This is a genomic window from Streptomyces sp. 184 (genome assembly GCF_045781775.1).
Lineage (GTDB): Bacteria > Actinomycetota > Actinomycetes > Streptomycetales > Streptomycetaceae > Streptomyces.
In genome coordinates this window covers 4,596,969-4,621,589 of sequence record NZ_CP123230.1, presented here as the reverse complement: position 1 = coordinate 4,621,589, position 24,621 = coordinate 4,596,969, and the positions used below count along the sequence as shown (strand labels likewise).

The 24,621-nt window shown below is 75.1% G+C and carries 20 protein-coding genes; 9 read left to right on the top strand and 11 right to left on the bottom strand.

Translation table 11 applies throughout. The features are described from left to right. Nucleotides 1-822, bottom strand: coding sequence for a DeoR/GlpR family DNA-binding transcription regulator (locus QBL21_RS19365; protein WP_407563478.1), 822 nt, complete (start codon nucleotides 820-822; stop codon nucleotides 1-3). A gap of 203 nt (nucleotides 823-1,025) precedes the next feature. Here QBL21_RS19365 and QBL21_RS19360 point away from each other — a divergent pair, with 203 nt between their 5' ends. Next, entirely contained in the window at nucleotides 1,026-3,509 is a 2,484-nt protein-coding gene (locus QBL21_RS19360; RefSeq protein ID WP_407563477.1) for a hypothetical protein, read from the top strand. On the opposite strand, the gene QBL21_RS19355 is transcribed toward QBL21_RS19360, so the two are convergent. The 3 genes from QBL21_RS19355 to QBL21_RS19345 all read right to left on the bottom strand — a co-directional run bounded on the left by QBL21_RS19355 (nucleotide 3,479) and on the right by QBL21_RS19345 (nucleotide 7,901). Further along, nucleotides 3,479-5,932, bottom strand: a complete 2,454-nt coding sequence (locus QBL21_RS19355; protein WP_407563476.1) for a right-handed parallel beta-helix repeat-containing protein — start codon at nucleotides 5,930-5,932, stop codon at nucleotides 3,479-3,481. The genes QBL21_RS19360 and QBL21_RS19355 overlap by 31 nt on opposite strands. 98 nt (nucleotides 5,933-6,030) lie before the next feature. Beyond that, nucleotides 6,031-6,567, bottom strand: a complete 537-nt coding sequence (locus QBL21_RS19350) for a DUF6643 family protein (RefSeq protein ID WP_407563475.1) — start codon at nucleotides 6,565-6,567, stop codon at nucleotides 6,031-6,033. A gap of 179 nt (nucleotides 6,568-6,746) precedes the next feature. Next, complete coding sequence (locus QBL21_RS19345) at nucleotides 6,747-7,901, bottom strand: glycosyltransferase (protein WP_407563474.1); 1,155 nt, start codon at nucleotides 7,899-7,901, stop codon at nucleotides 6,747-6,749. A 196-nt stretch (nucleotides 7,902-8,097) separates the two neighbouring features. Between QBL21_RS19345 and QBL21_RS19340 the strand changes: the two genes are divergently transcribed. From QBL21_RS19340 to QBL21_RS19330, 3 genes are read left to right on the top strand one after another with little or no spacing between them, the layout of a single operon-like run. Then, entirely contained in the window at nucleotides 8,098-8,910 is an 813-nt protein-coding gene (locus tag QBL21_RS19340; RefSeq protein ID WP_407563473.1) for a glutamate racemase, read from the top strand. Nucleotides 8,911-8,957: 47 nt separating this feature from the next. Next, the gene (locus QBL21_RS19335) at nucleotides 8,958-9,488 is read left to right on the top strand and encodes a hypothetical protein (RefSeq protein ID WP_407563472.1); all 531 of its coding nucleotides are present in this window, start codon (nucleotides 8,958-8,960) and stop codon (nucleotides 9,486-9,488) included. Nucleotides 9,489-9,545: 57 nt separating this feature from the next. Next, nucleotides 9,546-10,031 carry an NUDIX hydrolase gene (locus QBL21_RS19330; RefSeq protein ID WP_407563471.1) on the top strand — a complete coding sequence of 162 codons (486 nt, stop codon included), beginning with the start codon at nucleotides 9,546-9,548 and terminating at the stop codon, nucleotides 10,029-10,031. Between the two features lie 160 nt (nucleotides 10,032-10,191). Here QBL21_RS19330 and QBL21_RS19325 read toward each other — a convergent pair whose 3' ends face one another. From QBL21_RS19325 to dhaK, 4 genes are all read right to left on the bottom strand, one after another. Further along, the gene (locus QBL21_RS19325; protein WP_407563470.1) at nucleotides 10,192-11,232 is read right to left on the bottom strand and encodes a 2-dehydropantoate 2-reductase; all 1,041 of its coding nucleotides are present in this window, start codon (nucleotides 11,230-11,232) and stop codon (nucleotides 10,192-10,194) included. 235 nt (nucleotides 11,233-11,467) lie between these two features. Beyond that, nucleotides 11,468-11,872, bottom strand: a complete 405-nt coding sequence (locus tag QBL21_RS19320) for a PTS-dependent dihydroxyacetone kinase phosphotransferase subunit DhaM (RefSeq protein ID WP_407563469.1) — start codon at nucleotides 11,870-11,872, stop codon at nucleotides 11,468-11,470. Continuing rightward, entirely contained in the window at nucleotides 11,865-12,476 is a 612-nt protein-coding gene (gene dhaL / locus QBL21_RS19315; protein ID WP_407566475.1) for a dihydroxyacetone kinase subunit DhaL, read from the bottom strand. Before dhaL ends, QBL21_RS19320 begins: the two co-directional genes overlap by 8 nt. Before the next feature lie 124 nt (nucleotides 12,477-12,600). Further along, the gene (dhaK, locus tag QBL21_RS19310; protein ID WP_407563468.1) at nucleotides 12,601-13,593 is read right to left on the bottom strand and encodes a dihydroxyacetone kinase subunit DhaK; all 993 of its coding nucleotides are present in this window, start codon (nucleotides 13,591-13,593) and stop codon (nucleotides 12,601-12,603) included. A gap of 240 nt (nucleotides 13,594-13,833) precedes the next feature. Here dhaK and QBL21_RS19305 point away from each other — a divergent pair, with 240 nt between their 5' ends. The 4 genes from QBL21_RS19305 (at nucleotide 13,834) to QBL21_RS19290 (ending at nucleotide 20,272) form a co-directional block, all read left to right on the top strand. Continuing rightward, a complete protein-coding gene (locus QBL21_RS19305; protein WP_407563467.1) occupies nucleotides 13,834-14,619 on the top strand; it encodes a class I SAM-dependent methyltransferase in 786 nt (261 codons plus the stop codon). A gap of 125 nt (nucleotides 14,620-14,744) precedes the next feature. Beyond that, the gene (locus QBL21_RS19300; protein ID WP_407563466.1) at nucleotides 14,745-15,695 is read left to right on the top strand and encodes an oxygenase MpaB family protein; all 951 of its coding nucleotides are present in this window, start codon (nucleotides 14,745-14,747) and stop codon (nucleotides 15,693-15,695) included. Between the two features lie 36 nt (nucleotides 15,696-15,731). Beyond that, entirely contained in the window at nucleotides 15,732-18,506 is a 2,775-nt protein-coding gene (locus QBL21_RS19295) for a protein kinase domain-containing protein (protein ID WP_407563465.1), read from the top strand. Nucleotides 18,507-18,715: 209 nt separating this feature from the next. After that, entirely contained in the window at nucleotides 18,716-20,272 is a 1,557-nt protein-coding gene (locus QBL21_RS19290) for a phytoene desaturase family protein (protein ID WP_407563464.1), read from the top strand. 151 nt (nucleotides 20,273-20,423) lie between these two features. Here the strand turns inward: QBL21_RS19290 and QBL21_RS19285 are convergent, their stop codons facing one another. The 3 genes from QBL21_RS19285 to QBL21_RS19275 all read right to left on the bottom strand — a co-directional run bounded on the left by QBL21_RS19285 (nucleotide 20,424) and on the right by QBL21_RS19275 (nucleotide 23,639). Continuing rightward, nucleotides 20,424-22,244, bottom strand: a complete 1,821-nt coding sequence (locus tag QBL21_RS19285; protein WP_407563463.1) for a serine hydrolase — start codon at nucleotides 22,242-22,244, stop codon at nucleotides 20,424-20,426. A gap of 277 nt (nucleotides 22,245-22,521) precedes the next feature. Then, nucleotides 22,522-22,890: a VOC family protein gene (locus QBL21_RS19280; RefSeq protein ID WP_407563462.1), complete on the bottom strand. Its 369-nt coding sequence runs from the start codon at nucleotides 22,888-22,890 to the stop codon at nucleotides 22,522-22,524. Nucleotides 22,891-22,994: 104 nt separating this feature from the next. Then, nucleotides 22,995-23,639 carry a phosphotransferase gene (locus QBL21_RS19275; RefSeq protein ID WP_407563461.1) on the bottom strand — a complete coding sequence of 215 codons (645 nt, stop codon included), beginning with the start codon at nucleotides 23,637-23,639 and terminating at the stop codon, nucleotides 22,995-22,997. Nucleotides 23,640-23,724: 85 nt separating this feature from the next. Here QBL21_RS19275 and QBL21_RS19270 point away from each other — a divergent pair, with 85 nt between their 5' ends. Beyond that, the gene (locus QBL21_RS19270) at nucleotides 23,725-24,567 is read left to right on the top strand and encodes an endonuclease/exonuclease/phosphatase family protein (protein ID WP_407563460.1); all 843 of its coding nucleotides are present in this window, start codon (nucleotides 23,725-23,727) and stop codon (nucleotides 24,565-24,567) included. The last annotated feature ends 54 nt before the right edge of the window (nucleotides 24,568-24,621 follow it).

The window sequence follows — 24,621 nt, the reverse complement described above, 5'->3', positions numbered from 1 at the left end:
TCAGCCCTCCGCCGCCTCCTGCGGCTCGCCCGCGACGACGACCTCCGGCAGGTGCTCCGCCATCTCCGCGCGCGTCTCCGGGCGCACCCCCGGGTCCGTGACCAGCGCGTCGACCGCGTCCAGCGAGGCGAAAGAACTCAGGCCCACCGTGCCCCACTTGGTGTGGTCGGCGACCACCACGACCCGCCGCGCCGCCCGCACCAGATGCCGGTTGGTCTCCGCCTCCGCCAGGTTCGGCGTGGAGAGGCCCGCCTGCACCGATATGCCGTGCACACCGATGAACAGCACGTCGAAGTGGAGCGTGCGGATCGCCTGGTCCGTCACCGGGCCGACCAGCGAGTCCGACGGCGTCCGCACCCCGCCGGTCAGCACCACCGTCGCGCCGCGCGCCCCCGGCTGCTGCGCCGCGTAGAACACGTCGGCGACGCGCACCGAGTTGGTGACGACCGTCAGGTCGGGCACCTCCACCAGATGCCGCGCCAGCGCGAACGTCGTCGTCCCGCCGGAGAGCGCGATGGCCGCGCCCGGCGCCACCATCTGCGCCGCCGCGCGGGCGATCTCCTCCTTCGCGCCCGTCTCCCGGGAGGACTTGGCCTCGAAGCCCGGCTCGTGCGTGCTCGCCTCGGCCAGCGGCACCGCGCCGCCGTGCACCTTCTCCACGACCCCCTGGCGCGCGAGCGCGTCGAGATCGCGCCTGATGGTCATGTCCGAGACGTTCAGCCGGCGCGTCAGCTCGTTCACCCGCACCCCGCCGCGGCGCCGGACCTCGTCCAGGATGAGGGCCCGGCGCTGCTCCGCGAGCAGGTTCTGGTTGTCGCTCACGCCGTCCGCCCTCTCGTCCCGGGGTCGCTTGTCCGGCTCATCTTCCCATGCGGGTACGACACGTGGCCGCGGGTGTTCACCCACAGAGGGGACTCCCGCGTCACGATTCTGCTTCGCCTCGCGCGGGGGACGCTGCACCGGGCTGCCGATCCCGGGATGCTGGTGCACGGCACTGACGCGGGACGGCACGGGGGGCGAGGGTCATGCAGCCGGAAGGGCTGAGCGCCAAGGGGCGCACACCGCCGGGCAGGACGGGCGGATCGGCCGGCGGGGGCGACGTGGAGAGCACGGCACCGCAGCCGGCGCTGGAACTGCTCGTCCACGGCGTGGGCGGGGCCACCCCGCAGGAGATGCTGGGGGACCCGCGCACGGAGCTGGTCACCGGCGACGGCACGGCCGGCATCCACCGCCGCACGGACGACGTGCGGGCCGAGGAGGCGGCGGGGGAGCGGCGCGGCGAAGGCGGCGGATCCCGTACGGAGCCGGTGCAGGAGGCGTACTGCTGGTCGAACCTGACCTCCGGCAACGGCGCCCGCGCGCTGTGGCTGGTGCTGCTCCCGTTCATGATCGCCAACCTCGTGCACTGGATGCGCCCCGCCGCCCCGGCGCGGCACCGCGCGCACCGGGCGTACGACGTGCTGGTGCGGATCTTCGCGCTCACGCTCACCGTGCAGCTCGTGCTGGCCGCCGGGGAGGTGACGCTCGACCTGCTGGCCTGGCAGTGCGCGGGCAGCGCCCACTGCGTCGCCGACAAGTCGTGGCTCGGCTTCATGTCCGCCGACTCCGGCGGCTGGTTCGGCGCCCCCGGCCGGCGGCTCGCGCTGGGCGCGCTGGTGCCCGTACTCCTGACGGCGCTGCTGTGGTGGCTCTCGCGGCGCACCTGGAGCATCTACGAGTCGGCCAAGCCCTCGCCGCGCGCCACCGCGCCCGGCTCCGCCGAAGAGCAGCCCGCGCTGTCCCTGCCCGGCTTCTGGTACGGGCGCCGGCTGGTGGCCCGGCTGCGGGCGGCGCACACCGCCACCGGGCTGCTCGCCGTCGCCTCCGCGCTCGTCGCCGTCACCGCCGCGGCCGACGACGACACCGGCGGCGGGCTGCGGGCCGCCGGCTGGGCGCTGGCCGCCCTGATCGCCGCCGGCTGGGCCGCCGTCCTCGCCCTCGTGTGGCGCTCGGGCCGTACGGAGGCGGAGCCGGACATGGGCGAGGACCGCCGCGCCGTACGGGCCCTGCCCCTCGCCGCGCTCGCGCTGCTGGCGGCCGTGCTCGTGCACACCTCCTGGTCCCGGCCCGACTGGGTCTCCACCGGCCGGCTGCCCGGCACGTCGGTCTTCGGCGGCCTGGCCGTGGCCCAGGGGGTGCTCGCCGCCGGGCTCGCGGTCACCGGCCGGCTCCTCCAGCGGCGCGCCACCGGCGAGCCGCCCGCCCTGCGCGGCCTGGGCGGCGCGTGCGTGGCGATGCTGGCCGCCGCCGTGGCCGGGGTCTTCTCCGGCGGCGTCGCCCAGCGCGTCGCCGACTGGCTGGACCGCGGCGCCACCCCCGGCGAGAACGGCCCGCTCGCCGGGCCGCCCGTGGTGCTGTCCTGGCAGGCCACGGTGATACCGCTGGTCGCGCTGCTCGTGCTGCTGCTGGCGCTGGCCGGCGCCTGGCGGATGTGGGTGCTGCGCCGCCGGCTGGCCACCGAGGTCGCCGGGCTCTACCCGACCGAGCACCGCTACACCGACGACAACGACCCGCGCACCGGCCGTATCGCCGGCGCCATCGCCCGCGCCCGGCTCACCGACGACGCCCCGCCCGCGATCGGAGCCGCCGCGCTGGCCACCCTGGTCCTCGGCGCGGGCGCCGTACTCGGCGCCTGGCTGACCGGCGAGGTCCCCGGCAAGGCCGCCGACGGCGCCCCCGGCCCGCTGCCCGGGCTGGCGCAGACCGGGCAGGCGCTCGGCTCCTGGATGATGGGCGCCGGGGTCATCCTGCTGCTGGCCATGGGCCGGCAGGCGTACCGGGACCCCAAGTCGCGCCGTACGGTCGGAATCCTGTGGGACGTCGGCACCTTCTGGCCGCGCGCCGCCCACCCCTTCGCGCCGCCCTGCTACGCCGAGCGCGCCGTGCCCGACCTCGCCTGGCGGACCAGCACCTGGACCACGCGCACCGGCGGCTGCCTGGTCATCTCCGGGCACTCCCAGGGCAGCGTGCTCGCCGCCGCCGCGGTCTGGCAGCTCGACCCGGACATCCGCGGCCGGGTCGCGCTGCTGACGTACGGATCACCGCTGCGCCGGCTCTACGGGCGCTGGTTCCCGGCGTACTTCGGCGACCGGGCGCTGGCCGGACTCGACGACCAGACGCACGCCTGGAAGAACCTGTGGCGGCTGACCGACCCCATCGGCGGACCCGTGCGGCCCACGGCTCCCGACGGGCGGCCCAGCGACGTCGACCGCAGGCCGCTGAAGGACCCGCTGGCCTTCGAGCGCACGCCCGAACACCCGCTGCCCGCCGCGATCAACGCGCACTCCGACTACCAGGCCGACCCGGCGTTCGCCGACGAACGCGCCGACCTGCTCGCCCGTATCTCCGTCGCGCCCGCGGCGCCCGCGGAGGAGTGGCCGCGGCAGGTGCCGCGGCCCGCGGGGGAGCCGGACGCGGAGAGCGCGGACGGCGCGGCGGCTCAGGGCAGTACCGGGATGTCGTCCGCGTAGAGCAGCGTCAGCTCGTCGGTCGTGGGGTCCGGAAGCTGGGCGACACGGCCGGCGTGCCGCTCCACCATCGCCTCGAACGTCTGCCGCGCGGTGCGGCCGTTGCCGAAGCCGGCGCCCTTGGGGATCACGGTGAAGTACTTCAGCAGCGCCTCGTCCGTGCCGTCGCCGAGCCGGTACTCGTGCTCCTCGGCCTGCTGCGTGACTATGCGCAGCAGTTCCTCCGCGGTGTAGTCGCCGAAGGTGATGGTGCGCGAGAAGCGCGACGCCACGCCGGGGTTGACGGCGAGGAACCGCTCCATCTCCGTGGTGTAGCCGGCGGCGATCACCACCACCGACTCGCGGTGGTCCTCCATCAGCTTCACCAGCGTGTCGATGGCCTCGCGGCCGAAGTCGCGGCCGGAGTCCTCGGGCGCCAGCGCGTACGCCTCGTCGATGAACAGCACGCCGCCGTGGGCCCGTTCGAACGCCTGCTGGGTGCGGATCGCCGTCGAGCCGATGTGCTCGCCGACCAGGTCCACCCGCGAGACCTCCACCAGGTGCCCGCGCTCCAGCACCCCCAGCGAGGACAGGATCTCGCCGTACATCCGCGCCACCGTCGTCTTGCCGGTGCCCGGGGAGCCGGTGAAGACCAGGTGGCGGCGGACCGAGGCGGCCTTCAGGCCCGCCTGCCGGCGCCGCCGGCCGACCTCGATCATGTCGGTCAGCGCCCGCACCTCGCGCTTGACGTTCTCCAGCCCGACCAGCGCGTCCAGCTCCGCCAGCACCTCCCGGGCGGGCCGGGCCTCGGCCTGCGCCTCCGCCGCCGGCCGCGCGCCGCCCGCCGCACCCGCCTGCTGCGCGGCGAACGCGCCGAGCAGGCCGTCCGGTTCGGGCTCGGAGCGCGCCGCGGGCACGGTGGGACGGGCGCTCGCCGTCTCCGCGCTCTCGTCGCTCGTGCAGTCCTCCACCACGGGGCCGCCGCCGGAGCCCTCGGGGGCGGCCGGGCCCGCGTCCGCGAACTCGTAGCCGCCGCGCGCGCAGCGCTCCGTACGGCAGCGGGTCAGGGCCGTACGGCAGCCGTCGATGACGTGGAAGCCGTAGCCGAGACTGCCGGTGACGCGGCAGCCGGTGAACGAGCCGCGCCCGGCGGCCGAGACGAACACCCCGGCCTCGGTGGGCGAGGTGATCGTGCAGCCCTCCACCGCGGGGTCGGCGCCCTTGGTGACGATGATCCCCGAGGCGACGGAGTCGACGGTGGTGTCCCGCACCGTGCCGCCGCTGCCGTGGTCGCGGAACCACGCGCCGGTCGCCGCGTCCCGGATCCGGCACTGCTCCAGCGCGACCGTGGCGCCGTCGCTCACCGACACCGCCGTGCCGCGCACCTGCGCGAGGTCGGTGTCGCTCGCCTCGACCACCGAGCCGCGGTCGAGGACGACGAGCGCGTCGGGCACGTCGTGCACCCGGCAGGAGGTGAACGCCGCGGCGGCGCCGTCGCTCACCCACACCGCGGGATAGTCGCCGGTGCTGTCGTGGATCTCGCACTGCGCCGCCTCGGCGCGCGTGCCCGCGTCCCACACCGAGAGGCCGTTGCGCCCGAACCGGCGCACGGTCACCCGCGCCAGCCGCGCCTGCGCGCGCGAGCGCAGGTCCACGGCGTTCTCCGGGACGTCGTGGACCTCGCAGTCCGTCAGCTTGAGGACGGCCTCGGTGTCGAGCGAGATGCCGTCGCCCGAGGTGCGGTGGACCGTGCAGTCCGTCAGCTCCCCGGAGGCGCGGGACGTCAACTGCACGCCGGCGCCCTTGATCTCGTAGACCTCGCAGCCCACCGCCTCGACCGTGCTGCCCTCGCCGGTCAGCAGCAGCCCGGCACCCCCCGCGTGGTGGATGCGGCACTGCGACAGGTGCGCGCTCGAACCGCCGCGCACCGCGACGCCGCTGCGCCCGGCGGCCAGCACCTCGCAGCCCTCCAGCGCGCCGCCGGACCCGTCGGCGAACGTGACCCCCGTACCCGCCGGGTTGTCCACGGCGCAGCGGCGGACCGTCGGCCGGGCGTCGCCGCGGACCTCTATGCCCGCCGCGGAGCGGGTGACCACCCGCAGCCCGGTCAGCTCCGGCCGGCCCGCCTCCACGAGCACGGCCGGGACCGCCGCGTCTTCCCCCTCGACGTGCAGTCCCTCGACCACCGCGGACGCCCGGACCGTCAGCGCCACGCCGTCGGCCGGCGCGATGCGCACGGAGCCGACCGCGCCGCCCGGGCCGCGCAGCGTCACCGCCCGCTCCAGCACGACGTTTTCCCGGTACGTGCCCGGGGCCAGCGACAGCACGTCGCCGTCGGCCGCCGCCTCAAGAGCCGCGGCGAGCGACCCGTACTCCCCGGTGCGCCGGCGCCATCGCCCGGCTCGCGCGGAGCCGGTGTGCGTGACCTGGACGGAGCCCTGTGCCATGTCCTGCTCTGCCCCCACCTCGTGCGTCGGCTTGGCTGAGGCACCACCGTAGCGCGCGCGGAGAGGTCGGCCGGCCACTGTTCAGGACCGGCCCGTGCTCAGTAGCGCTGTCCGTCCTGGTAGTACGGGCGGGCGTACTGATCCGCGTACGTCTGCGGGGACGCCGGCCGGGCGGGCTGCGCCTGCTGCGGCGGCGCGGGCCGCGGGGCGACGGGGCGCATGGCCTCGTACCCCGGCGGGGGCGCGGACTGCGGCTGCGGGCGCGGCGGTTGCGGCTGGGGCCGCTGCTGCTCGTACCCCTGGTCCCAGCGCGGCGGTTGCGCCTGCTGCGGGACGAAGGTCTGCGGCGGAGCCGGCTGCGGGGTGTGCTGGTGGCCGTACACCGGCGGCTGTGCGCTGTGCATGGTGTGCGGGTACGGCGCCGGGGCCGGGGCCGGGGCCGGTACCGGGGCGGGCGGCAGGGCGGCGCGGGGCGCGGGCAGGGCCGGCAGGTGGTGGCCGGCGTCGTACGAGGGGACCCGGATCGGGGCGATCTGGGGGGTACCCCGCTCTTCGACCAAACTGTCGTAGATCGGGGTGTCCGGGAAGGCCGGCGCGGCATAGTAGCCGCCGCCGTACGGGCGGGGGGAGGTCATACCGCATAAGTTAAGCCCACGATGTGGTCGTTGGGGAGACCGATAAGAGGGTTGTTTTGCGGGTTCGAAGTGACCGACCCTTATCAATGCGCGTCAATAAGGGTAATTCGGGCTTCTTGACGTGTTGAGATTCTGTAAAGACCAGGTGGACGGGGGGAGTTGACCTACTCGCGCGTAGGTCACGCGTACGTTCGGCCCTTCCAGGCGGCGCCCTTCCCGCGGTGGTGCCGTACGGCCGAATCCACCGTCATGAGCAGATACAGCCCGGCGGTGAACGGCAGCAACGCGGCTGTCCACGGCGGCTGTCCGTAATACCGCAGCACGGGCAGATACGTCCCCGCCATCACCGCCCACGCGAGCGTCCCCGCGACGGCCGCCCCGGCTGAGCCGCCGACGAGCCCGGCGGCGAGCGCCAGCGGCGGCACCAGGTACACGAGCGCGAGGCCGACCACCGTGGCGGCCAGCAGCAGCGGGCTGTGGCGCAGTTGGGCGTACGCGCTGCGCGAGACCATCCGCCACAGCTCCGCCAGCCGCGGGTACGGACGCACGCTGTCGACCCGCTCGGCGAGCCCCAGCCAGATCCGCCCCCCGGTGCGCTTGACCTCCCGCGCCACGGACACGTCGTCGATGAGCGCCCCGCGCACCGACTCGGGGATCCGCGCCCGGTGGGCGGCGTCCGACTTGAGCAGCACGCAGCCGCCGGCCGCGGCGGCGGTCCTGCCGCCGGCGCGGTTGACCCAGCGGAACGGGTAGAGCTGGGCGAAGAAGTAGACGAACGCCGGCACGACGAGCCGCTCCCAGCCGGTGGCGGTACGCAGCCGGGCCATCTGCGAGACGAGGTCGTACCCCCCGGCCTCGGCGGCGGCGACCAACTCGCGCAGGCTCTCGGGCCGGTGGGCGATGTCGGCGTCGGTGAGCAGCAGATACTCGGCGCCCGCGGCCTGCGCCTGCTCGATCCCGTGCCCCAGCGCCCAGAGCTTCCCGGTCCACCCGGGCGGGGGCTCACCGGGGGAGGAGACGGTGAGGGGCAGAGCGCCGTCCCCGGCCTCTTCGGCGAGCCTACGGGCGGTCTCGGCGGTGCCGTCGGTGCTGCCGTCGTCGACGAGGAACACCTGCGCCTGCCCCGGATACGCCTGAGCCAGCAGGGAAGGCAGGCTCGCGGGCAACACCGCGGCCTCGTCCCGCGCCGGCACCACCACCCCCACGACGGGCCACCGCCCGGGCGGAATCCGCGCGGGCAACCGCACGTCGGTCCGCCAGAAAAGCCCCTGCCCGAGCAGCAGCCAGCCCCAGGCGAGAAGGGACAACACGGCGATCCACGACAGGAGAGTCACCCCCCGAGTCTCCCGCGCGACCCCCGCCGGGGCGAGTACCACGGGGGCGGGTCGGCGGAGAACGGAGGCGGGGAGTCCCGTAGGTCCGCGCCCGCCCGGATCCGTACGCCACCGTCCCGCCTCGCTTGCCCCCACTCCGCTCCCCGCCCCCGGACGCCGCGCATCCCGCCCCCGGGCCGCGGGTAAAGTGGCCGGCGTGAAGATCGCGCTTGTGGATTCCGGGCTCGGGCTTCTGCCCGCCGCCGCCGCCGTGCGGCGGTTGCGGCCCGATGCCGAGCTGGTGCTGTCCTCCGACCCCGACGGCATGCCCTGGGGGCCGCGGGAGCCCGCGGATCTGGGCGCGCGGGTGCTCGCCTGTGCGCGGGCGGCCGTCGCGTACGAGCCGGACGCGCTCATCGTCGCCTGCAACACCGCCTCCGTACACGCCCTGCCCGCGCTGCGCGCGGAGCTGGAGCCCGCGGTGCCCGTCGTCGGCACCGTGCCCGCCGTGAAGCCCGCCGCGGCCGGCGGCGGGGCGCTGGCCGTCTGGGCGACGCCCGCCACCACCGGCAGCGACTACCAGCGCCGGCTGATCCGCGACTTCGCCGGCGGCGTCGCGGCCACCGAGGTGCCCTGTCCCGGCCTCGCCGACGCCGTCGAGCACGGCGACGAGGCCGCCGTCGATGCCGCCATCGCCGTGGCCGCCGCCCGCACCCCCCGCGACGTCACCGCTGTCGTCCTCGGCTGCACCCACTACGAGCTGGTCGGCGAGCGCATCCGCGCCGCCGTCCGGCGGCCCGGCGCCCCGCCGCCCGCGCTGTACGGCTCCGCCGGTGCCGTCGCCGGGCAGGCCCTGCGCCGCATCGGCGCCGCCGCCGCTCCCGCCCCTGACCCCGCCGCGGCCCCTCCCGGCGGCCTCACCGTTCTCCTGAGCGGCCGCCCCGGCGCCCTGCCCCCCGCCGCCCTGGGCTACGCGGAGGGGAATCTGCTGGTCAGCGCCCCGGCCCGCTCCGGGGCCGTACCCGGATAGCCGCCGGGGGACTGCCGCCTCCGCCCGGCTGGCGTACTCTCGGTGACATGAAGGACGACCGCCCCCGTGTGTGGACCGGGCGGGCCACGAACCGTGTGCAGTGGCTGCTCGCCCTGATCGGCGCTGCCTGCATGGCCCTCGGCATCGAGCTGGCCGTAGCCGCCCCGTGGACCGGTGGGCTCGCCCCGCTGGTCATGTCCGTCGTCGGCTGCATCGCCGCCGGCCTGCTCGTGCTCGCCGGCACCCTGGCCTTCGTGCACGTGGCCGTGAGCGTCGACGACCACGCCCTGGAGATCCGCTGCGGCCACTTCGGGCTGCCGCGCCGCCGCATCCTCCTGACCCAGGTGCTCGCCGCCGACTTCGAACCCCGCGTCACCCCCCGTCACTGGGGCGGCTGGGGCTACCGCTGGCGCCCCGGCAAGGGCACCGCGGTGGTGGTCCGCCGCGGCGAGGGCGTGGTGCTGCGGCTCGTGAACGACCACGACTTCACGATCACCGTCGACAACGCCGAAGAGGCGGTACGCGCCATCCGCGACCGCCTGCGCCACCCCCTCGGCAACGGCACCGCCGAGGCGTAGCCCGCCAGTCACACCGCGTTCTCCGGCGGCCCGCCGCCCCCGTTTACGCTTACGGCCATGGCGACACCCGACTTCATCCGCGAGCTGCGCGCGACCGCCGGCCAGCAACTGCTCTTCCTCCCCGGCATCAGCGCCGTCGTGGTCGACGACGGCCGGGTGCTGCTCCACCGGCGCGCCGACACCGGGCGCTGGTCGATCATCGGCGGCATCCCGGAGCCCGGCGAGCAGCCCGCGCAGACCGCGGTCCGCGAGGTGTACGAGGAGGCCGGGGTCGTCTGCACGGCCGAGCGGGTCGTGATGGTCGAGGGGCTGGACCCGGTCCGGTACCCGAACGGGGACAGGTGCCAGTTCATGGACATCACGCTGCGCTGCCGGGCGACGGGCGGCGAGGCGCGGGTCAACGACGACGAAGGGCTGGAGGTCGGCTGGTTCGAGCCGGACGACCTGCCGGATGAGCTGGAGGAGTTCGCGCGGCACCGGATCCGGCTGGCGCTGTCGGACGGCCCGACGTGGTTCGCCGAGGCGGCGGCGCCGGTCGGGTAGCGCGGGCGCGCGGAGCGCGGCCGGGGCCCGCACGCCGGGCGTCGGTGCGCCCCGTACGAGCCCATGAGCCGCGCCGCGCGCCCGCACCACCGGGCATGCGTCCCCGCGCCCCGCGGGGAACCGCCCGACGCGCCCCCGCCGCCCCCTTTGCCGCGTCCCCTCAGCCGCGTCCCGCGCCGCCCGCGCCCTCCGACGCCGCCGTCAGCTCCGCCAGCAGCTCCGCGCCGCTCCAGCGCCGCGCCTCGCCCGCGCCCCGGGACTCCGCCTCCACGACCAGCTCCGCCAGCCGCGCGTTCGCCGGTGCCCGCAGCCCGTGGCGCGCCGCCAGCACCGTCACCTCGCCCTGGAGCGTGTCGATCTCCGTCTGCCGGCCGCGCTGGAGGTCGTCCCACATCGAGGAGCGGGCCTGCGCGTCCACGCGCAGCGTCGCCGCCGCCAGGCGGCGGAAGAGCCGGTCGGGCAGCCGCAGGACCAGCGGCGTGATGCCGGGCGGCACCGGGCCGAGGCGCGCGGGGGCCAGGTTCGCCGCGCGGAAGGCGGCCAGCGCCTCGCGCTGGCACAGCGCCAGGCACGCGCGGTAGGCGCGCTGGCCGAGCTGCTCCCGCAGCGGCAGCCCGGACAGTGCGTTGATCGCGTTGTTGAGGTTCATCAGCAGCTTCGCGTGCTGCACCTCGGGCATGTCGTCGCGCTGTTCGACCTCTAGCCCGGCCTGCGCCATCGCCGCCACCAGCGGGGCCGAGCGCTCGCCCCCGTCGACCATCAGCACGCCCGCGGTGCCCTGGTGGTACACCCCGGGCGCGGCCTGCACCACGTTGTACGGGACCATCCCCGCGAGCACCGTCCGCCCCGGCAGCTCCTCGCGCAGCAGCGCGGGGTTGCGCAGCCCGTTCTGGAAGCTGACGACGGCCGCGCCGGGGGCCAGGTGCCCGGCCAGCTCGCGGGCGGCCTGCGCGGTGGCCGCGGACTTCACGGTGACCAGGACGTAGTCGGCCCCGGCGGCGGCCTGCGCCCCGGTCGCCAGGCGTACGTCGGCCGGCGCGACCCGGCGCTCCGCCCGGCCGCCGCCGGTCAGCAGCAGGCCGCGGGAGCGCAGTGCGTCCATCGCCGCCGGCCGGCCGACTAAGGTCACGTCGGCCACCTCCGCCAGCATGCCGCCCAGATGGCAGCCGATGCTGCCCGCGCCGAACACGGCTATCTTCACGGTCGTCCCGCCCCTTCGTGTCCGGCGGCGCCTGCGCGCGCCGCCGCCCGTATCCCCGACTGTTTCCCCGCCGAACACACCTGCACCCGGAACGCGGCCGCCGAGATCGCCCCCGGATCCGCTCCCGCCCCGGACACCGCGGACACCCCGGGCATCCCGCCCGCCCCAGGCGTCCCAGGAAGCACCCCGGAAGCCCCAGAACCCCCGGAGACCCCGAGCGCCCCCGCCGCCCCGCTCACCGCTTGCGGTAGCCGTACGCCTCCTGCGCCGCCGCCTCCACCGCGTCCAGATCGGCCCCCGTCGACGCCGTGACGACCGCCGCCACCGCGCCCTCCACGAACGGCGCGTCCAGCAGCCGCGCCCCCGCCGGCAGCTCCTCGTCCTCCACCAGCGACTTGACCGTCAGCACCGCGCTGCCCAGGTCCACCAGCAGCCCCACGCCCGCGCCCCGGTCCGCCGTGCGCGCCGCCGCCGCGATGCGGTCCGCGTCCGTGCCGAAGCCGCCGTCCGCCGTGCCGCCCGCGTGCTCGACGGCCACCGTGTCCACGCCCGCCAGCGCGACCGCCATCCGGGCCACGGACTCGGCGACGGCGGAGCTGTGCGAGACCAGCACGACGCCGACCAGCGGGCCGTCAGCCACCGGACACCGCCTCCGCCGTCTCGGCCAGCGCGCCGACCAGCAGCGCCGACGACGTGGCGCCCGGGTCCTGGTGCCCGACGCTGCGCTCGCCGAGGTAGGAGGCCCGGCCCTTGCGGGCCCGCAGCGGAACGGTGTCCTCGGCGCCCTTGTCCGCCGCCGCACGCGCCGCGGCATAGCCGTCGCCGAGCGCCGCCACGGCGGGCACCAGCGCGTCGAGCATCGTCTTGTCGCCGGGCGCCGCGCCGCCGAGCTTGGCGACCGCGCCCACGCCCTCGTCCAGCGCCGCGTGCAGCGCCGCGTCGGTGACCTCGGCGTCGTCGCCGAGTGCCTTGCCGGTGCCGCGCAGCAGCGTGCCGTACAGCGGTCCCGAGGCGCCGCCGACCTTCGAGATCAACTGCCGCCCGGCGAGCACCAGAACCGCGCCCGGCGTCTGCGGCGGCCCGTCCTCCAGGGCCGCGCGCACGGCGGTGAAGCCGCGCTTGAGGTTGGCGCCGTGGTCGGCGTCGCCGATCGCCGAGTCCAGCTCAGTGAGGCGGTCGGCCTCCCGGTCGACGGCCGCCGCGGTGGTGAGCATCCAGCGGCGGAAGAATTCCGCGTCGAGCACGTGCCCCATCCCTTCTCGAACCTTCATCTACGGACCTTGCTTCCACGGATCCTTCCGGACCCGTATCCGCGCCCGTACTGCGCCCTGCTCCTCGCGGGACCGCGACACCGCGGGCCCGCCGCGCTCAGAGGCCCCAGCGCAGCCCCGGGGTGCGCACCGGCGCGTCCCACAGCCGCAGCATCTCCTCGTCCGCCTGGCACAGCGTGACCGAGCAGCCCGCCATGTCCAGCGAGGTCACGTAGTTCCCGACGAGCGTACGGGCCACCGACACCCCCCGCTCCGTCAGCACCCGCTGCACCTCGGCGTTGAAGCCGTACAGCTCGATCAGCGGGGTGGCGCCCATGCCGTTGACGAGTGCCAGCACCGGGCCCGTCGGCCGCAGGTCCTCCAGCACCGCGTCCACCGACACGTCGGCGATCTCGTGTGACGTCATCATCGGCCGCCGCTCGCGTCCCGGTTCGCCGTGGATGCCGATGCCCAGCTCCAGTTCGCCGTCCGGCAGGTCGAACGTGGGGCTGCCCTTGGCCGGCGTCGTACAGGCGCTCAGCGCGACGCCGAAGCTGCGCGAGGACTCCACGACCTTGCGGGCCAGCGCCTCCACCCGCTCCAGCGGCGCGCCCTCCTCGGCGGCGGCCCCGGCGATCTTCTCGACGAAGAGCGTCGCGCCGACGCCGCGGCGGCCCGCGGTGTAGAGGCTGTCGGTCACGGCCACGTCGTCGTCCACGAGCACCTTGGCGACCTGGATGCCCTCGTCCTGGGCGAGGTCGGCGGCCATGTCGAAGTTCAGCACGTCGCCGGTGTAGTTCTTGACGATGAACAGCACGCCCCGGCCGGCGTCCACGGCCGCCGCGGCGCGCGTCATCTGGTCCGGCACGGGCGAGGTGAAGATCTCGCCGGCGCACGCGGCGTCCAGCATCCCGCGGCCGACGAAGCCGCCGTGCAGCGGCTCGTGCCCCGAGCCGCCGCCGGAGACGAGGCCGACCTTGTCGGTGACGGGCGCGTCGCGCCGTACCACCACCCGGTTCTCGACGTCCACGGACAGGTCGGGGTGGGCGGCGGCCATGCCGCGCAGGGCGTCCGGCACCACGGTCTCCGGCACGTTGATGAGCATTCGCATGGGGTACCTCCGGTGGCGTTCGCGCCCGGTGACGATCGGTTCTGGCTTGCCCAGTATCACGGCAGGGGCGGTCCCGGTCACTCCCTGAGCAGGCGTCGGAGGTACACCCGTACGGGAGGTTTCGCGTACGTCGCCCGAACAGCCCCACGTCGGTGCGGCCCGCTTGCGGATGCCTGTTCGGCACCTAGACTCTGCGCCCACCGTCCGGTCCGTTCCACCCGAATTCACCTGGGGTGCACCTTGCCGAGGAAGAACCTGACAGCAAACCGGACGACCCTGACACACCGCGTCCGCTACGCCGCCCGCCACCCGGACCGGGTCCCCCGCTACCTCGCCCGCGCCGGCCGCGACGCCTGGCTGCGGCTGCGCCACCGCCGCGACCACGTCGCGTACTACCGGGCCGTGATGCGCTCCGACTCCGCCGCCGACCCGGAGGCGGCCGTGGGCAGCAAGTCGCACGACCGGTGGCTGGCACTGGGCAAGATGCAGTTCGACTACCTCGTGGAGCACGGGCTGCGGCCCGGGGACCGCATGCTGGAGATCGGCTGCGGCAACCTGCGGGCCGGCTGGCGCTTCATCGACTACCTGGAGCGCGGTCGCTACTACGGCCTCGACATCTCCCCGGACATCCTCTTCGCCGCCCAGGACACCATCGTGCGGCAGAAGCTCCAGGACAAGCTGCCGCGCCTGACGCCCGTACGGGACCTGACCTTCGCCTTCCTCCCGGACCGGCACTTCCGCGTCGTCCACGCGCACAGCGTCTTCTCCCACTCCCCGCCGCACGTCATCGACGAATGCCTCGCGCACGTCGGCAGGGTGCTGCGCCCCGACGGCTGGTTCGACTTCACCTTCGACCGTACGGAGACCGAGGAACACCACGTGCTGCGCGAGGACTTCTACTACCGCACCGAGACCCTGGTGGCGCTCGCGGAGAAGCACGGCCTGCGGGCGGAGTTCATGGCGGACTGGGAGAAGCTGCCGCACGGCCAGTCCAAGATCCGCGTACGCCCCCCTGCCGACGCCTGACCCCGAAGCTCCCTCCCCCCGCTCGTACGAACCGGACCGCAACCCGGACGCCGGCGCGCACGCCCGGCGGGTGACAATGGACCCGGCGTACGGCGGGCGCCCGCGCGCCGTGGGGAGGGGTCCGCATGGCCGTGCCCGACAGGCTCGAAGAGCCCGCAGTCCTCGCCGGCCCCGAAGGGGAGCCGGATCCGGGGCTGTTCGGGCCCGCGTCCGTGACCTGGCAGTTGCACAGCGACCCGGTGATGTGGATAGCCGGAGTCCGCGCCCTCTACCTCCAGGCCCTGCACCCGCGCGCCGTCCGCGGCGTCATGCAGAACTCCGACTTCCGCGCCGACGCCTGGGGCCGGCTCATGCGCACCGCCGCCTTCGTCGGCACCGTCACCTACGCCCCCGCCCCCGCCGCCGAACGCGCCGGCGCGCGCGTCCGCGGCATCCACCGCCGCCTGCGCGCCGTCGACCCCGCCACCGGCGACCGCTACCGCGTGGACGAGCCCGCGCTGCTGCTCTGGGTGCACTGCGCCGAGATCGACTCCTACCTCCACGTCGCCCGCCGCTCCGGCCTCACGATCCCCGACGCGTACGCCGACGCCTACCTACGCGAACAGCGCACCGCCGCCCGCCTCGTCGGCCTCGACCCGCAGGCGGTGCCCGGCAACACCGCGGCGCTGGCCGCCTACTTCGAACGGGTGGCCTCCGAGCTGGCCGCCACCCCCGAGTCCGCCGACGTCGGCGACTTCCTGCGCCGCCCGCCCGTCCCCCCGCTCCTCCTGCCCGCCCGCGCCCTGCTCTGGCGCCGGATCGCCGGGCTCGCGTACGCCACCCTGCCGGAGAGCGCCCACCGGCTCTACGGCCACCCCGCGCCCCCGCCCGCCGCCGTCGACCGCAGGCTGCGCGCGACGGCCGCCCTGCTGCGCGCCGTACCCGACCGGCTGCGCTGGCGGCTGCCGCCGCGAAACATACTGAAAGCCATGGACCGCCTCGGTCCCACATCGCGGCCCTCACCTTCCACGCTCGTACGGACGGCAGCCATACTGGACGAGTCGGGGGATAAGGCCACGGGTAACGATCACGGGTGACGGCGAAGGCGGCGACGGCGGGGGCGGCAGGGGGAGATGGCGGAGACCAGACTGATCCAGGGCCGCTACCGGCTGCTCGAACTCCTCGGCCGCGGCGGCATGGGCGAGGTCTGGCAGGCCCGGGACGAGTCCCTGGGCCGCCGCGTCGCCGTCAAGTGCCTCAAGCCCGCGGGCCCGCACCGCCAGGGACACCCGGTCTCGACCGCGATACAGGAGCGCTTCCGGCGCGAGGCGCGCGTCGCGGCGCTGCTCCAGCACCGCGGCGTCACCGTCGTGCACGACTTCGGCGAGGACGAGGGCGTGCTGTACCTCGTCATGGAGCTGCTCCAGGGCCGCAACCTCAGCCAGTTGCTGGAGGCGGCCGGGCACCGGCCGCTGCCCGTCGGGGAGGTCATCGACATCGCCGAGCAGGTGGCGGCGGCCCTCGCGTACACCCATGACCAGGGCGTCGTACACCGGGACCTGAAGCCCGCCAACATCATGCGGCTCGGCGACGGCACGGTGAAGATCCTCGACTTCGGCATCGCCCGCCTCGCCCACGACATCGGCTTCACCTCCCGGCTCACCGGCGCGGGCGGCATGGCCATGGGCACCCCGCACTACATGTCGCCGGAGCAGATCTCCGGCGGCGGGGGCATCGACCACCGCAGCGACCTGTACTCGCTCGGCTGTGTCCTGTACGAACTCGCCACCGGCGTCCCGCCGTTCGACATGGACGACGCCTGGGCCGTCCTCGTCGGCCACCGCGACACCCCGCCGGAACCGCTGCGCACGCACCGCCCGGAGATCCCGGAGCCGCTGGAACGGGTCGTACTGGACCTGCTCGCGAAGGCCCCCGAGGACCGCCCGACGGACGCGGCGGACCTGTCGGTGCGGCTGCGCGGAAGCCGCGCGGCGGCGGAGGCGGCGGGGCCGGGGCGGGGGAACGGGTCGGGAGGGCGCGGGGAGGGCTGGGGGAGCGGGTCGAGCGGCGGGTTCGGCGAGAACGGGAACGGCCGCGAGAGCGGGGCGAACTGGGAGGCCCGGGGAAGCGGAGAGAGCCGCGACAGCAGGGACAGCAGGGACAGCCGGGGGAGTGGTGAGGCCGGGCTGCCGTCGTGGACGGCGGGCATGACGACGGGCGCCCGCTCCGTACGCGCGACCGGCGGTGCCCGCGCCACCCCGACGCCCCCGCGCCCGGAGGACGCGCTGCTACGCACCTGGCCCCCGACGAACGCCACGCCCCCGGGCCCGACGGCGGCACCGGTCCTGTGGCCGGAACGCGGCACCGGCCCGACCCCCGCCTCCCCCTACGGCTTGACCCCCGCCGGGCCGAGCCCCGGCCCTCCTCCGCAGTACAGACCGGGTACGGCGGAGCAGGGCGGCGGCTCCGCCGGGCCCTACGGCCCGGGGAGCGCGGCCGGCTCCGCCGGGGTGCACGGGCCCGGTGGCACACCCGCCTCCGGTGCCGGTGCCGGTCCAGGTGCCGACCCCGGCCACGGCTCCGCCGCGCTCTACGGCCCGGGCGGTTCGCACGCGTCCGGTGCCGGCGCCGCGCCCGGCGGGCCCCGTACCGGGCACCACCCCTTCTCGCACGCGCCGCCTTCCGCACACACCCCTCCCCACTCCACCCACCCGCCGCACCCCTACGCCCCCGCGCTCCCCGGCGCAGCCCCGCCACCCGCGCTGCCCGCCGCGCCGCAGCACGTGCTCGACGCCTTCGCCGGGCGGCACGACGCCGCCGTCAGCCTCGCCCGCCTCGGCCGGTGGGAGGAGGCCGCCGCCGCCCACCGCGCGCTCGCCGCGGAACGCGGCGCCGCGCTCGGCGGCGACCACCCCGACGCCCTCGCCTCCCGCCACCAGACCGGCCTCTGCCTCGCCCGCCTCGGCCGCATGACGGAGGCCCTGGAGGAGTTCCGCACCGCCGCCGCGGGCAGGGAGCGGCGCCTCGGCCGCGAGCACGTCGACACCCTCGCCGTCCGGCAGGAGACCGCGTACGCCCTCGGCCAGCTCAACCGGCACGCCGAGGCGCTGGAGGTCTACAGCGGCGTGCTCGCGGACCGCGAACGCACCATGGGCTACGAGCACCCCGACACCCTGCGCTGCCGCCACAACCTCGCGTACACGCTCAGCCGCCTCGGCCGCTTCGAGGAGTCCTACCGCGTCGCCAGCGAGGTCACCGCCGTCCGCACCCGCGTGCTCGGCGCCGACCACCCCGACACCCTCGTCACCCGCTACGAGGTCGGCCACGCGCTCGGCAGCCTCGGCCACTGGGAGCAGGCCCTCGCGACGTACCGCGAGGTCGCCACCGCCCGCGCCGCCACCCTCGGCCGCGAGCACCCCGACACCCAGGCCGCCCGCTACGAGGCGGGCATCTGCCTGGGGCGCCTCGGCCGGCACGAGGAGGCCCTCGGGCACTACGAGGCGCTGATCGCCGACCGCACGCAGACCCTCGGCACCCGGCACCCCGAGACGCTGCGCGCCCGCCATATAAGGTGCGTCACCCTCGGCCGCCTCGGCCGCTGGCACGAGGCGCTGACCGAGGCCCGCGAGGTCACGGCGGTACGTGAACGGGTCCTCGGCCCGGACCACGCGGACACCCTCGCGGGCCGCCGCGAGATCGCCGTCGCGCTGGGCTGGCTGAGCCGCTGGGCGGAGGCACTGACGGTGCACCGCGAGGTGGCCCGCGCCCGCGAACGCACGCTGGGCGACGCCCATTCGGAGACCCTGTCGAGCCGCCACGACGAGGCGCACTGCCTGGAGCAACTGGGCCGTACGGCGGAAGCGGCGGAGGTCTACCGCCTCGCGGCCTCCCGCCGCACCTCGGGCTGAGCCGAGGGCCGGCAATCCGGCGGGGGTGCTCTGCCGCGGCGGCCGCCCCTGCCTCCTCCCCCGACGCCGCGCGCGGGCGCCCTGGAGTCCGGCCCTCCGTATCCCCCAGCCCGCACGGCTCCGGTACGAACCCGCCCCGCCCCACATTCCCGGGCGGAGCCCGAGTCGCGTCCTCTGGCCCGCCGCGATCTTCCGTGTTACGAAGAGCCATGCCCCTCCGCAGCAGCTACGACGCCGTCGTCGTCGGCGGCGGTCACAACGGTCTCGTCGCCGCCGCCTACCTCGCCCGCGCCGGGCGCTCCGTGCTCGTGCTGGAGCGTCTGGACCACACCGGCGGTGCCGCCGTCTCCGCCCGCACGTTCCCCGGTGTCGACGCCCGGCTGTCCCGCTACTCGTACCTCGTCAGCCTGCTGCCCCGCGCCATCGTGAACGACCTCGGGCTGACCTTCGCCGTCCGCAAGCGCGCCGTCTCCTCCTACACCCCCGCCGTCCGCGCCGGCCGCCCCACCGGCCTCCTCGTCGAGACCGACCCCGGCTCCGCCACCCGCGAGTCCTTCGCCGCCCTGACCGGCGGCGACCGGGAGTTCGACGCCTGGCGGCGGTTCTACGGCATGACGCAGCACGTCGCCGAGCGCGTCTTCCCCACCCTCACCGAGCCCCTGCCCACCCGCGGCGAGCTGCGGGCCCGGATCGGCGACGACGACGCCTGGCGGGAGCTGTTCGAGGAGCCGCTCGGCGTGGCCGTCGAGGCGGCGTTCGCCGACGACCTCGTGCGCGGCGTCGTGCTCACCGACGGGCTCATCGGCACGTTCGCCTCCGCCCACGACCCGTCCCTCGCCCAGAACCGCTGCTTCCTTTACCACGTCATCGGCGGCGGCACCGGCGACTGGGACGTACCGCTCGGCGGCATGGGTGCGTTCACCGACGCCCTTGCCGACGCCGCCCGCGCCGCGGGTGCGGTGATCGTCACCGGCCATGAGGCCGTCGCCCTGCACACGGACGGCGAGCGCGCGGAGGTGACGTACCGGACGGCGGACGGCGAAGGCACCGTCGCCGCGCGCACCGTGCTCGTCGGCGCGTCACCCGTCGCCCTCGCCGAGCTGCTGGGGGAGGAGCCGGCGCACCCGGGCCCCGAGGGCGCGCAGCTCAAGGTCAACATGCTGCTGCGGCGGCTACCGCGGCTGCGCGACGAGCGCGTCGACCCCCGGCAGGCGTTCGCGGGTACGTTCCATGTCGCCGAGGGCTACGCCGACCTGGAGAGCGCCTATCGCGAGGCCGCCGCCGGCGGGCTCCCGCAGGCGCCGCCGGCCGAGATCTACTGCCACTCGCTGACCGACCCGTCGATCCTCGCCGACGACCTGGCCCGCGACGGCTACCAGACCCTCACCCTCTTCGGCCTGCACGCCCCCGCCCGCCTGTTCTCCGACGACAACGACGCCGCACGGGAGGCCCTGCTACGCGCCACCCTCACCCAGCTCGACGCGCACCTCGCGGAACCGCTCACAGACTGCCTCGCCACCGACGCCGAGGGCCGCCCCTGCATCGAGGCGAAGTCCCCGCTCGACCTGGAGCACGACCTGCGGCTCCCCGGCGGCAACATCTTCCACCGCGAGCTGTCGTTTCCGTACGCGACGGAGGAGACGGGGCGGTGGGGCGTGGAGACGCGGCACGCGAACGTGCTGCTGTGCGGGGCGGGCGCGGTGCGCGGCGGGGGCGTGAGCGGAATCCCGGGCCACAACGCGGCGATGGCGGCGCTGGGCCGGTAGGGCGCCGGGGGCGCGGGGCGCGCCGGACGCGGTACGAGCCGGGCAGGCCCGTGCCGTACGCCCCGGGCACACCGGTCCCGTAACGCCCCGGGCGCGGACCCCGCCGCGAAGCGGCGCCCGCGCCCCCGGCCGGGCCCCCGACCGTCCGCGCTCAGTCCGCCGACACCGTCCAGCCGTCCAGTTCCACCCGCTCCGCGTCCCCGCGGCGCCCGTCGTCGAACAGCACCCGGTGCCCGTCCTTGACCCGTACGTCGTCCACGTACACCCCGCGCCCCACGTACTGCCGGTCCGTCACATACCGCCACCGCAGCCGCACCGGCCGCCCGCGCCAGGCGCCCAGAGGGGCGACCGCCCGGTGCCACACCCGGCCGGACCACCCGTCCGCCGTACCCTCCGCGTGCTCCCGTACGTCCCCGCCCCCGCCCCCGCCGCGCCGCGGGCGGCTGGTGAACGGCACCGGCTCCCACGTCCCGCCGTCGTCCGCCGACGCCTCCAGATGCACCTTGTCCCACTGCGGCTCGGTGTCCCACCACAGCGCGAACTCCAGCGCCCCCCGCTCGCCGCGCAGCGTGACCTCGGGCAGCGTCAGCGTCGACGTCTTCTGATTCGCCGTCCCGCCGAACCACGCCGTACGCCCGTCTTCCGGCCGCACCGCCACCGCACGCGCCAGGTTCGTTCCCGCCGCAACGCGCGGAGCGCTGCCGGTACGCCAGTTGCGTACCGGGTGGACGGAATTGCCCAGGAGGACGAGGAAGGTGTCGGTCGTCGGGTCGATGACGATGGCGGTGCCGGTGAAGCCCGTGTGACCGGCGGATCCCGGGGTGGCCATGGCGCCCATGAACCAGTGCTGGTACAGCTCGAAGCCGAGCCCGTGCTCGTCACCGGGGAAGTCCGTGTTGAAGTCGGTGAACATCAACTCCAACGACTCCCGCTTCAGGATCCGCGTCCGCCCGTACGCGCCGCCGTTCAGCAGGGTGCGGCACAGAATGGCCAGGTCCCAGGCGGTGGAGAACAACCCGGCGTGCCCGGCGACCCCGCCGAAGGAGTACGCGTTCTCGTCGTGCACCTCACCGCGCACCATCCCGCGGTCGAGCCCCGACCAAGGCTTGCGCGCGTCCTCGGTGGCGGCGACGCGGGGAAGCCATTCGGCGGGAGGGTTGTAGCGGGTGTGGCGAAGGCCGAGGGGTTCGGTGATGTCGTCGGCGAGGAGGCGGTCCAGAGACTTGCCGGTGATCTTCTCCAGTACGAGCTGGAGGCTGATCAGATTGAGGTCGGAGTAGAGGTACTTGGTGCCCGGCGGGTTGACCGGTGCCTCCCGCCACAGCCGGGCGAGCTTGGCCTCCCACGTCGGCTCGGCGTACAGCGGGATCCAGGAGGTGAACCCGGAGGTGTGCGTCAGTAGTTGAAGGATGGTGATGTCCTGCTTGCCCGCGGCGCCGAACTCGGGGAGGTAGGAGGCCACGGCGGCGTGCAGATCGAGCGCACCGCGCTCGATCTGCTGGACGGCGAGAAGAGAGGTGAAGAGCTTGGAGACGGAGGCGAGGTCGAAGACGGTGTCCATCGACATGTCGACCTGCTGCTCCACCGGCAGCTCGACACCGGTGTCGGTGGCCTCGTCGTACGCCTCGTAGCGCACGGCCTTCCCGATCGCCCGCTCCAACGCCACCGTCCGCCCCCGCCCGGCGAGAATGACGGCACCGGCGTACCAGGGGTACTTCGGCGACGGCCCGAGGAACTTCTCGGCGTCGGTGACCAGTTGCCGCAGATGCGGCTCCAGCAGCCCGGCCCGCGCGGCACTGCCGCGTCGCAGCACGGGTGCGCCACCGCCGGCGGCGGTGGCCTCTGCGGCGTGGGCGGGGAGGCCGGTGGAACCGGGGACCACGAAGAGCGCACCTCCAGTAGCGAGTACACCGGCGGCGAAGCGCCGTCGGCCCAACTGACCCCATCCTCTGTCAGACGGTGCGTTCGACATGATTCCGACCCCTTCTGAAAGAATCTTCCGAGCGCCGCACGAACGGTGAAACTTTCTTCCAGGGCGTTCCTGGTGTCAAGGCCACCGGACAACGCCGCCTGCAAGTGCGGCAAATGGCCTATCGGAGGTAGGGCGCCATCTGTCATGACTACCTTCTGTTGTTCACCGATGACACAGGAGGTGCAGGCGGTGGGCGAACTCAGCCGTCAGGACCGGCGAGTTCGGCGACGTCCGAGACCGAGACGGGTGGCCCCCGGGCCGCCCGTCCGGCGTGTTCTCACTCCGGTACGAGGCAGAACGGATGGCCCGCCGGGTCCTCGTAGACGCCCCAGTCCTCCTCGTACCGCAGGAGCTTCGCCCCGTGCGCCAGCGCGTCGCGCTCGGCCGCCTTCACGTCGTCCACCGCGATGTCGAGGTGGAACTGCTGCGGGTGGTCCGGGTCGGGCCACCGCGGTGCCTTGAGGCCGGGCGCCCGCTGGAAGCCGAGGACCGCGCCGTCCGGCAGGTGCAGGGTGGACCAGTCGTCATCCAGGGACCAGCGAGGGTCCGGGCGGTCGACCTCTCCGCCGAGCAACGCCTGGTAGAACGCGGCCAGCTCCCGGGGCCGCGGGCAGTCGAGCACGGTGCACTGCAATGTGCGCGTCATGCGCAGACCCTACGCCCGTCCCTCAGCCCGGAGCTTCGATCGCCTTGAGGACGCGCTGGGCAGACACCGGGACCGCCCGTGCGGGCCGAAACAGGCCCTCCTGCTCATCCGCCCAGCGCCCGGCGCAGCCGCCGTGCCTCCTCCGGGGTGAGGTTGGGGTCGGACAGTCGCGCGGGGAGGGCGTGGGTGTAGCCGGGAGTGGCGTCGGTGTGGGTGGTGCGGAGCAGGGCGCGGAGCAGGATGCGTGTGCCGAGGGCTTCCGGTGGGCTGAGTTCGACGCCGCGCAGGATGCAGACCGTCATCGCCACGTCGCAGGCCGGGTCGCCCGCGGCGGCGTTGCGCCAGTCGATGAGGTACGGGCCGCGGGGGGTGAGCACGACGTTGTCCGGGTGCAGGTCGAGGTGGAGTACGCGATCGCCGCTGCCCGACGCGGGGGAGGGCGGCAGGAACTCCGGGGCGGGCACGGCGTGCAGCCTGTCGTGGAGCCGGGCGAGTACGCGCCCGTACGCGGCGACGCGCCACGGACGGCGGCGCAGCGCGGTGAGCATGGTCGGTCCTTCGAGGCGTTCCAGCACCTGGTCGGTGTCGTTCGCGTCGTACACGTGCGGGACGGGGAAGCCCGTGCCGGCGAGGTACGCCATCAGCCGCGCCTCGGCTTCCGCCGGGCCCCCGGACCGGTATCGCCGCAGCACCCGGCCGGCCGTCAGGGCGTACACGTCCGCGTCTCGTCCCCGCCCGATCAGCTCCATCCGCCCGACTCTCGCACATCATTCCGGGCCCGTAGGGATAGCCTCTGATCGGAAAGCTGGCGGCCCGTGGTTGGGATACGAACGCATGATCCGCGTCATGACCTGGAATCTCTGGTGGCGCTTCGGGCCGTGGCAGGAGCGGAGCAAGGCCATTCTCAGGACCCTCCGCGACGTGCGGCCCGACGTCGTCGGGCTCCAGGAGGTCTGGGGCCGGGAGAAGGAAAACCTCGCCGGGTGGCTCGCCAACGAGCTGGGCATGCACTGGACCTGGACGCCCTCGCCCCAGCCCGCACGCTGGCAGCGGCGCATCGACGATCCCACGGTCGACGTCGGCAACGCGGTGCTCAGCCGCTGGCCGATCGCCGAGCGGGCGAGCATCGTGCTGCCGCCGGGCGAGGAGGAACCGGACGGGCAGCAGGCGCTGTACGCGCGGGTGACCGCGCCCGGGGGTGTGGAGGTGCCGTTCTTCACCACGCACCTGATCTCGTACCCGTACGCCTCCGCCACCCGCTGCGCGCAGGTCTCGGCGCTGGCCCGGTTCGTCCACGAGCGCACCGGCGACGGGGACTTCCCGCCCGTCGTCACCGGCGACTTCAACGCCGAGCCCGACTCCGACGAGATGCGGCTGCTGTCCGGTACGAAGACCGCGCCCGCCGTGCGCGGGCAGGTGCTCTACGACGCCTGGCGCTACGCCCGCCCCGGGACGGACGGGACGACGTGGGACCTGTCCAACCCGCACGCCGCGCGGATCCTGGAGTGGGACGCGCGGATCGACTACCTCCTGGTGGGGCCGCCCGGTCCGGTGGGGGAGGGGCACGTACGGGACGTGCGGCGGGCGGGGGTCACGCCGGTCGGCGGGGTGTGGGCGTCGGACCACTGCGCGGTGGTCGCGGACCTCGCCACGACCGCGGAGGAAGTCGGCGCCTGAGCGGGTGCGCTTCGCTGCTCTTTACCACGTCCGCGGTCCCACTATCGTGGCCTG

Coding starts and splice junctions, on each gene's coding strand:
- QBL21_RS19360 (WP_407563477.1), top strand. CDS start 1,026: ATGCAGCCGGAAGGGCTGAGCGCCAAGGGGCGCACACCGCCGGGCAGG.
- QBL21_RS19355 (WP_407563476.1), bottom strand. CDS start 5,932: ATGGCACAGGGCTCCGTCCAGGTCACGCACACCGGCTCCGCGCGAGCC.
- QBL21_RS19350 (WP_407563475.1), bottom strand. CDS start 6,567: ATGACCTCCCCCCGCCCGTACGGCGGCGGCTACTATGCCGCGCCGGCC.
- QBL21_RS19335 (WP_407563472.1), top strand. CDS start 8,958: ATGAAGGACGACCGCCCCCGTGTGTGGACCGGGCGGGCCACGAACCGT.
- QBL21_RS19330 (WP_407563471.1), top strand. CDS start 9,546: ATGGCGACACCCGACTTCATCCGCGAGCTGCGCGCGACCGCCGGCCAG.
- dhaK (WP_407563468.1), bottom strand. CDS start 13,593: ATGCGAATGCTCATCAACGTGCCGGAGACCGTGGTGCCGGACGCCCTG.
- QBL21_RS19300 (WP_407563466.1), top strand. CDS start 14,745: ATGGCCGTGCCCGACAGGCTCGAAGAGCCCGCAGTCCTCGCCGGCCCC.
- QBL21_RS19295 (WP_407563465.1), top strand. CDS start 15,732: ATGGCGGAGACCAGACTGATCCAGGGCCGCTACCGGCTGCTCGAACTC.
- QBL21_RS19290 (WP_407563464.1), top strand. CDS start 18,716: ATGCCCCTCCGCAGCAGCTACGACGCCGTCGTCGTCGGCGGCGGTCAC.
- QBL21_RS19285 (WP_407563463.1), bottom strand. CDS start 22,244: ATGTCGAACGCACCGTCTGACAGAGGATGGGGTCAGTTGGGCCGACGG.
- QBL21_RS19280 (WP_407563462.1), bottom strand. CDS start 22,890: ATGACGCGCACATTGCAGTGCACCGTGCTCGACTGCCCGCGGCCCCGG.
- QBL21_RS19275 (WP_407563461.1), bottom strand. CDS start 23,639: ATGGAGCTGATCGGGCGGGGACGAGACGCGGACGTGTACGCCCTGACG.
- QBL21_RS19270 (WP_407563460.1), top strand. CDS start 23,725: ATGATCCGCGTCATGACCTGGAATCTCTGGTGGCGCTTCGGGCCGTGG.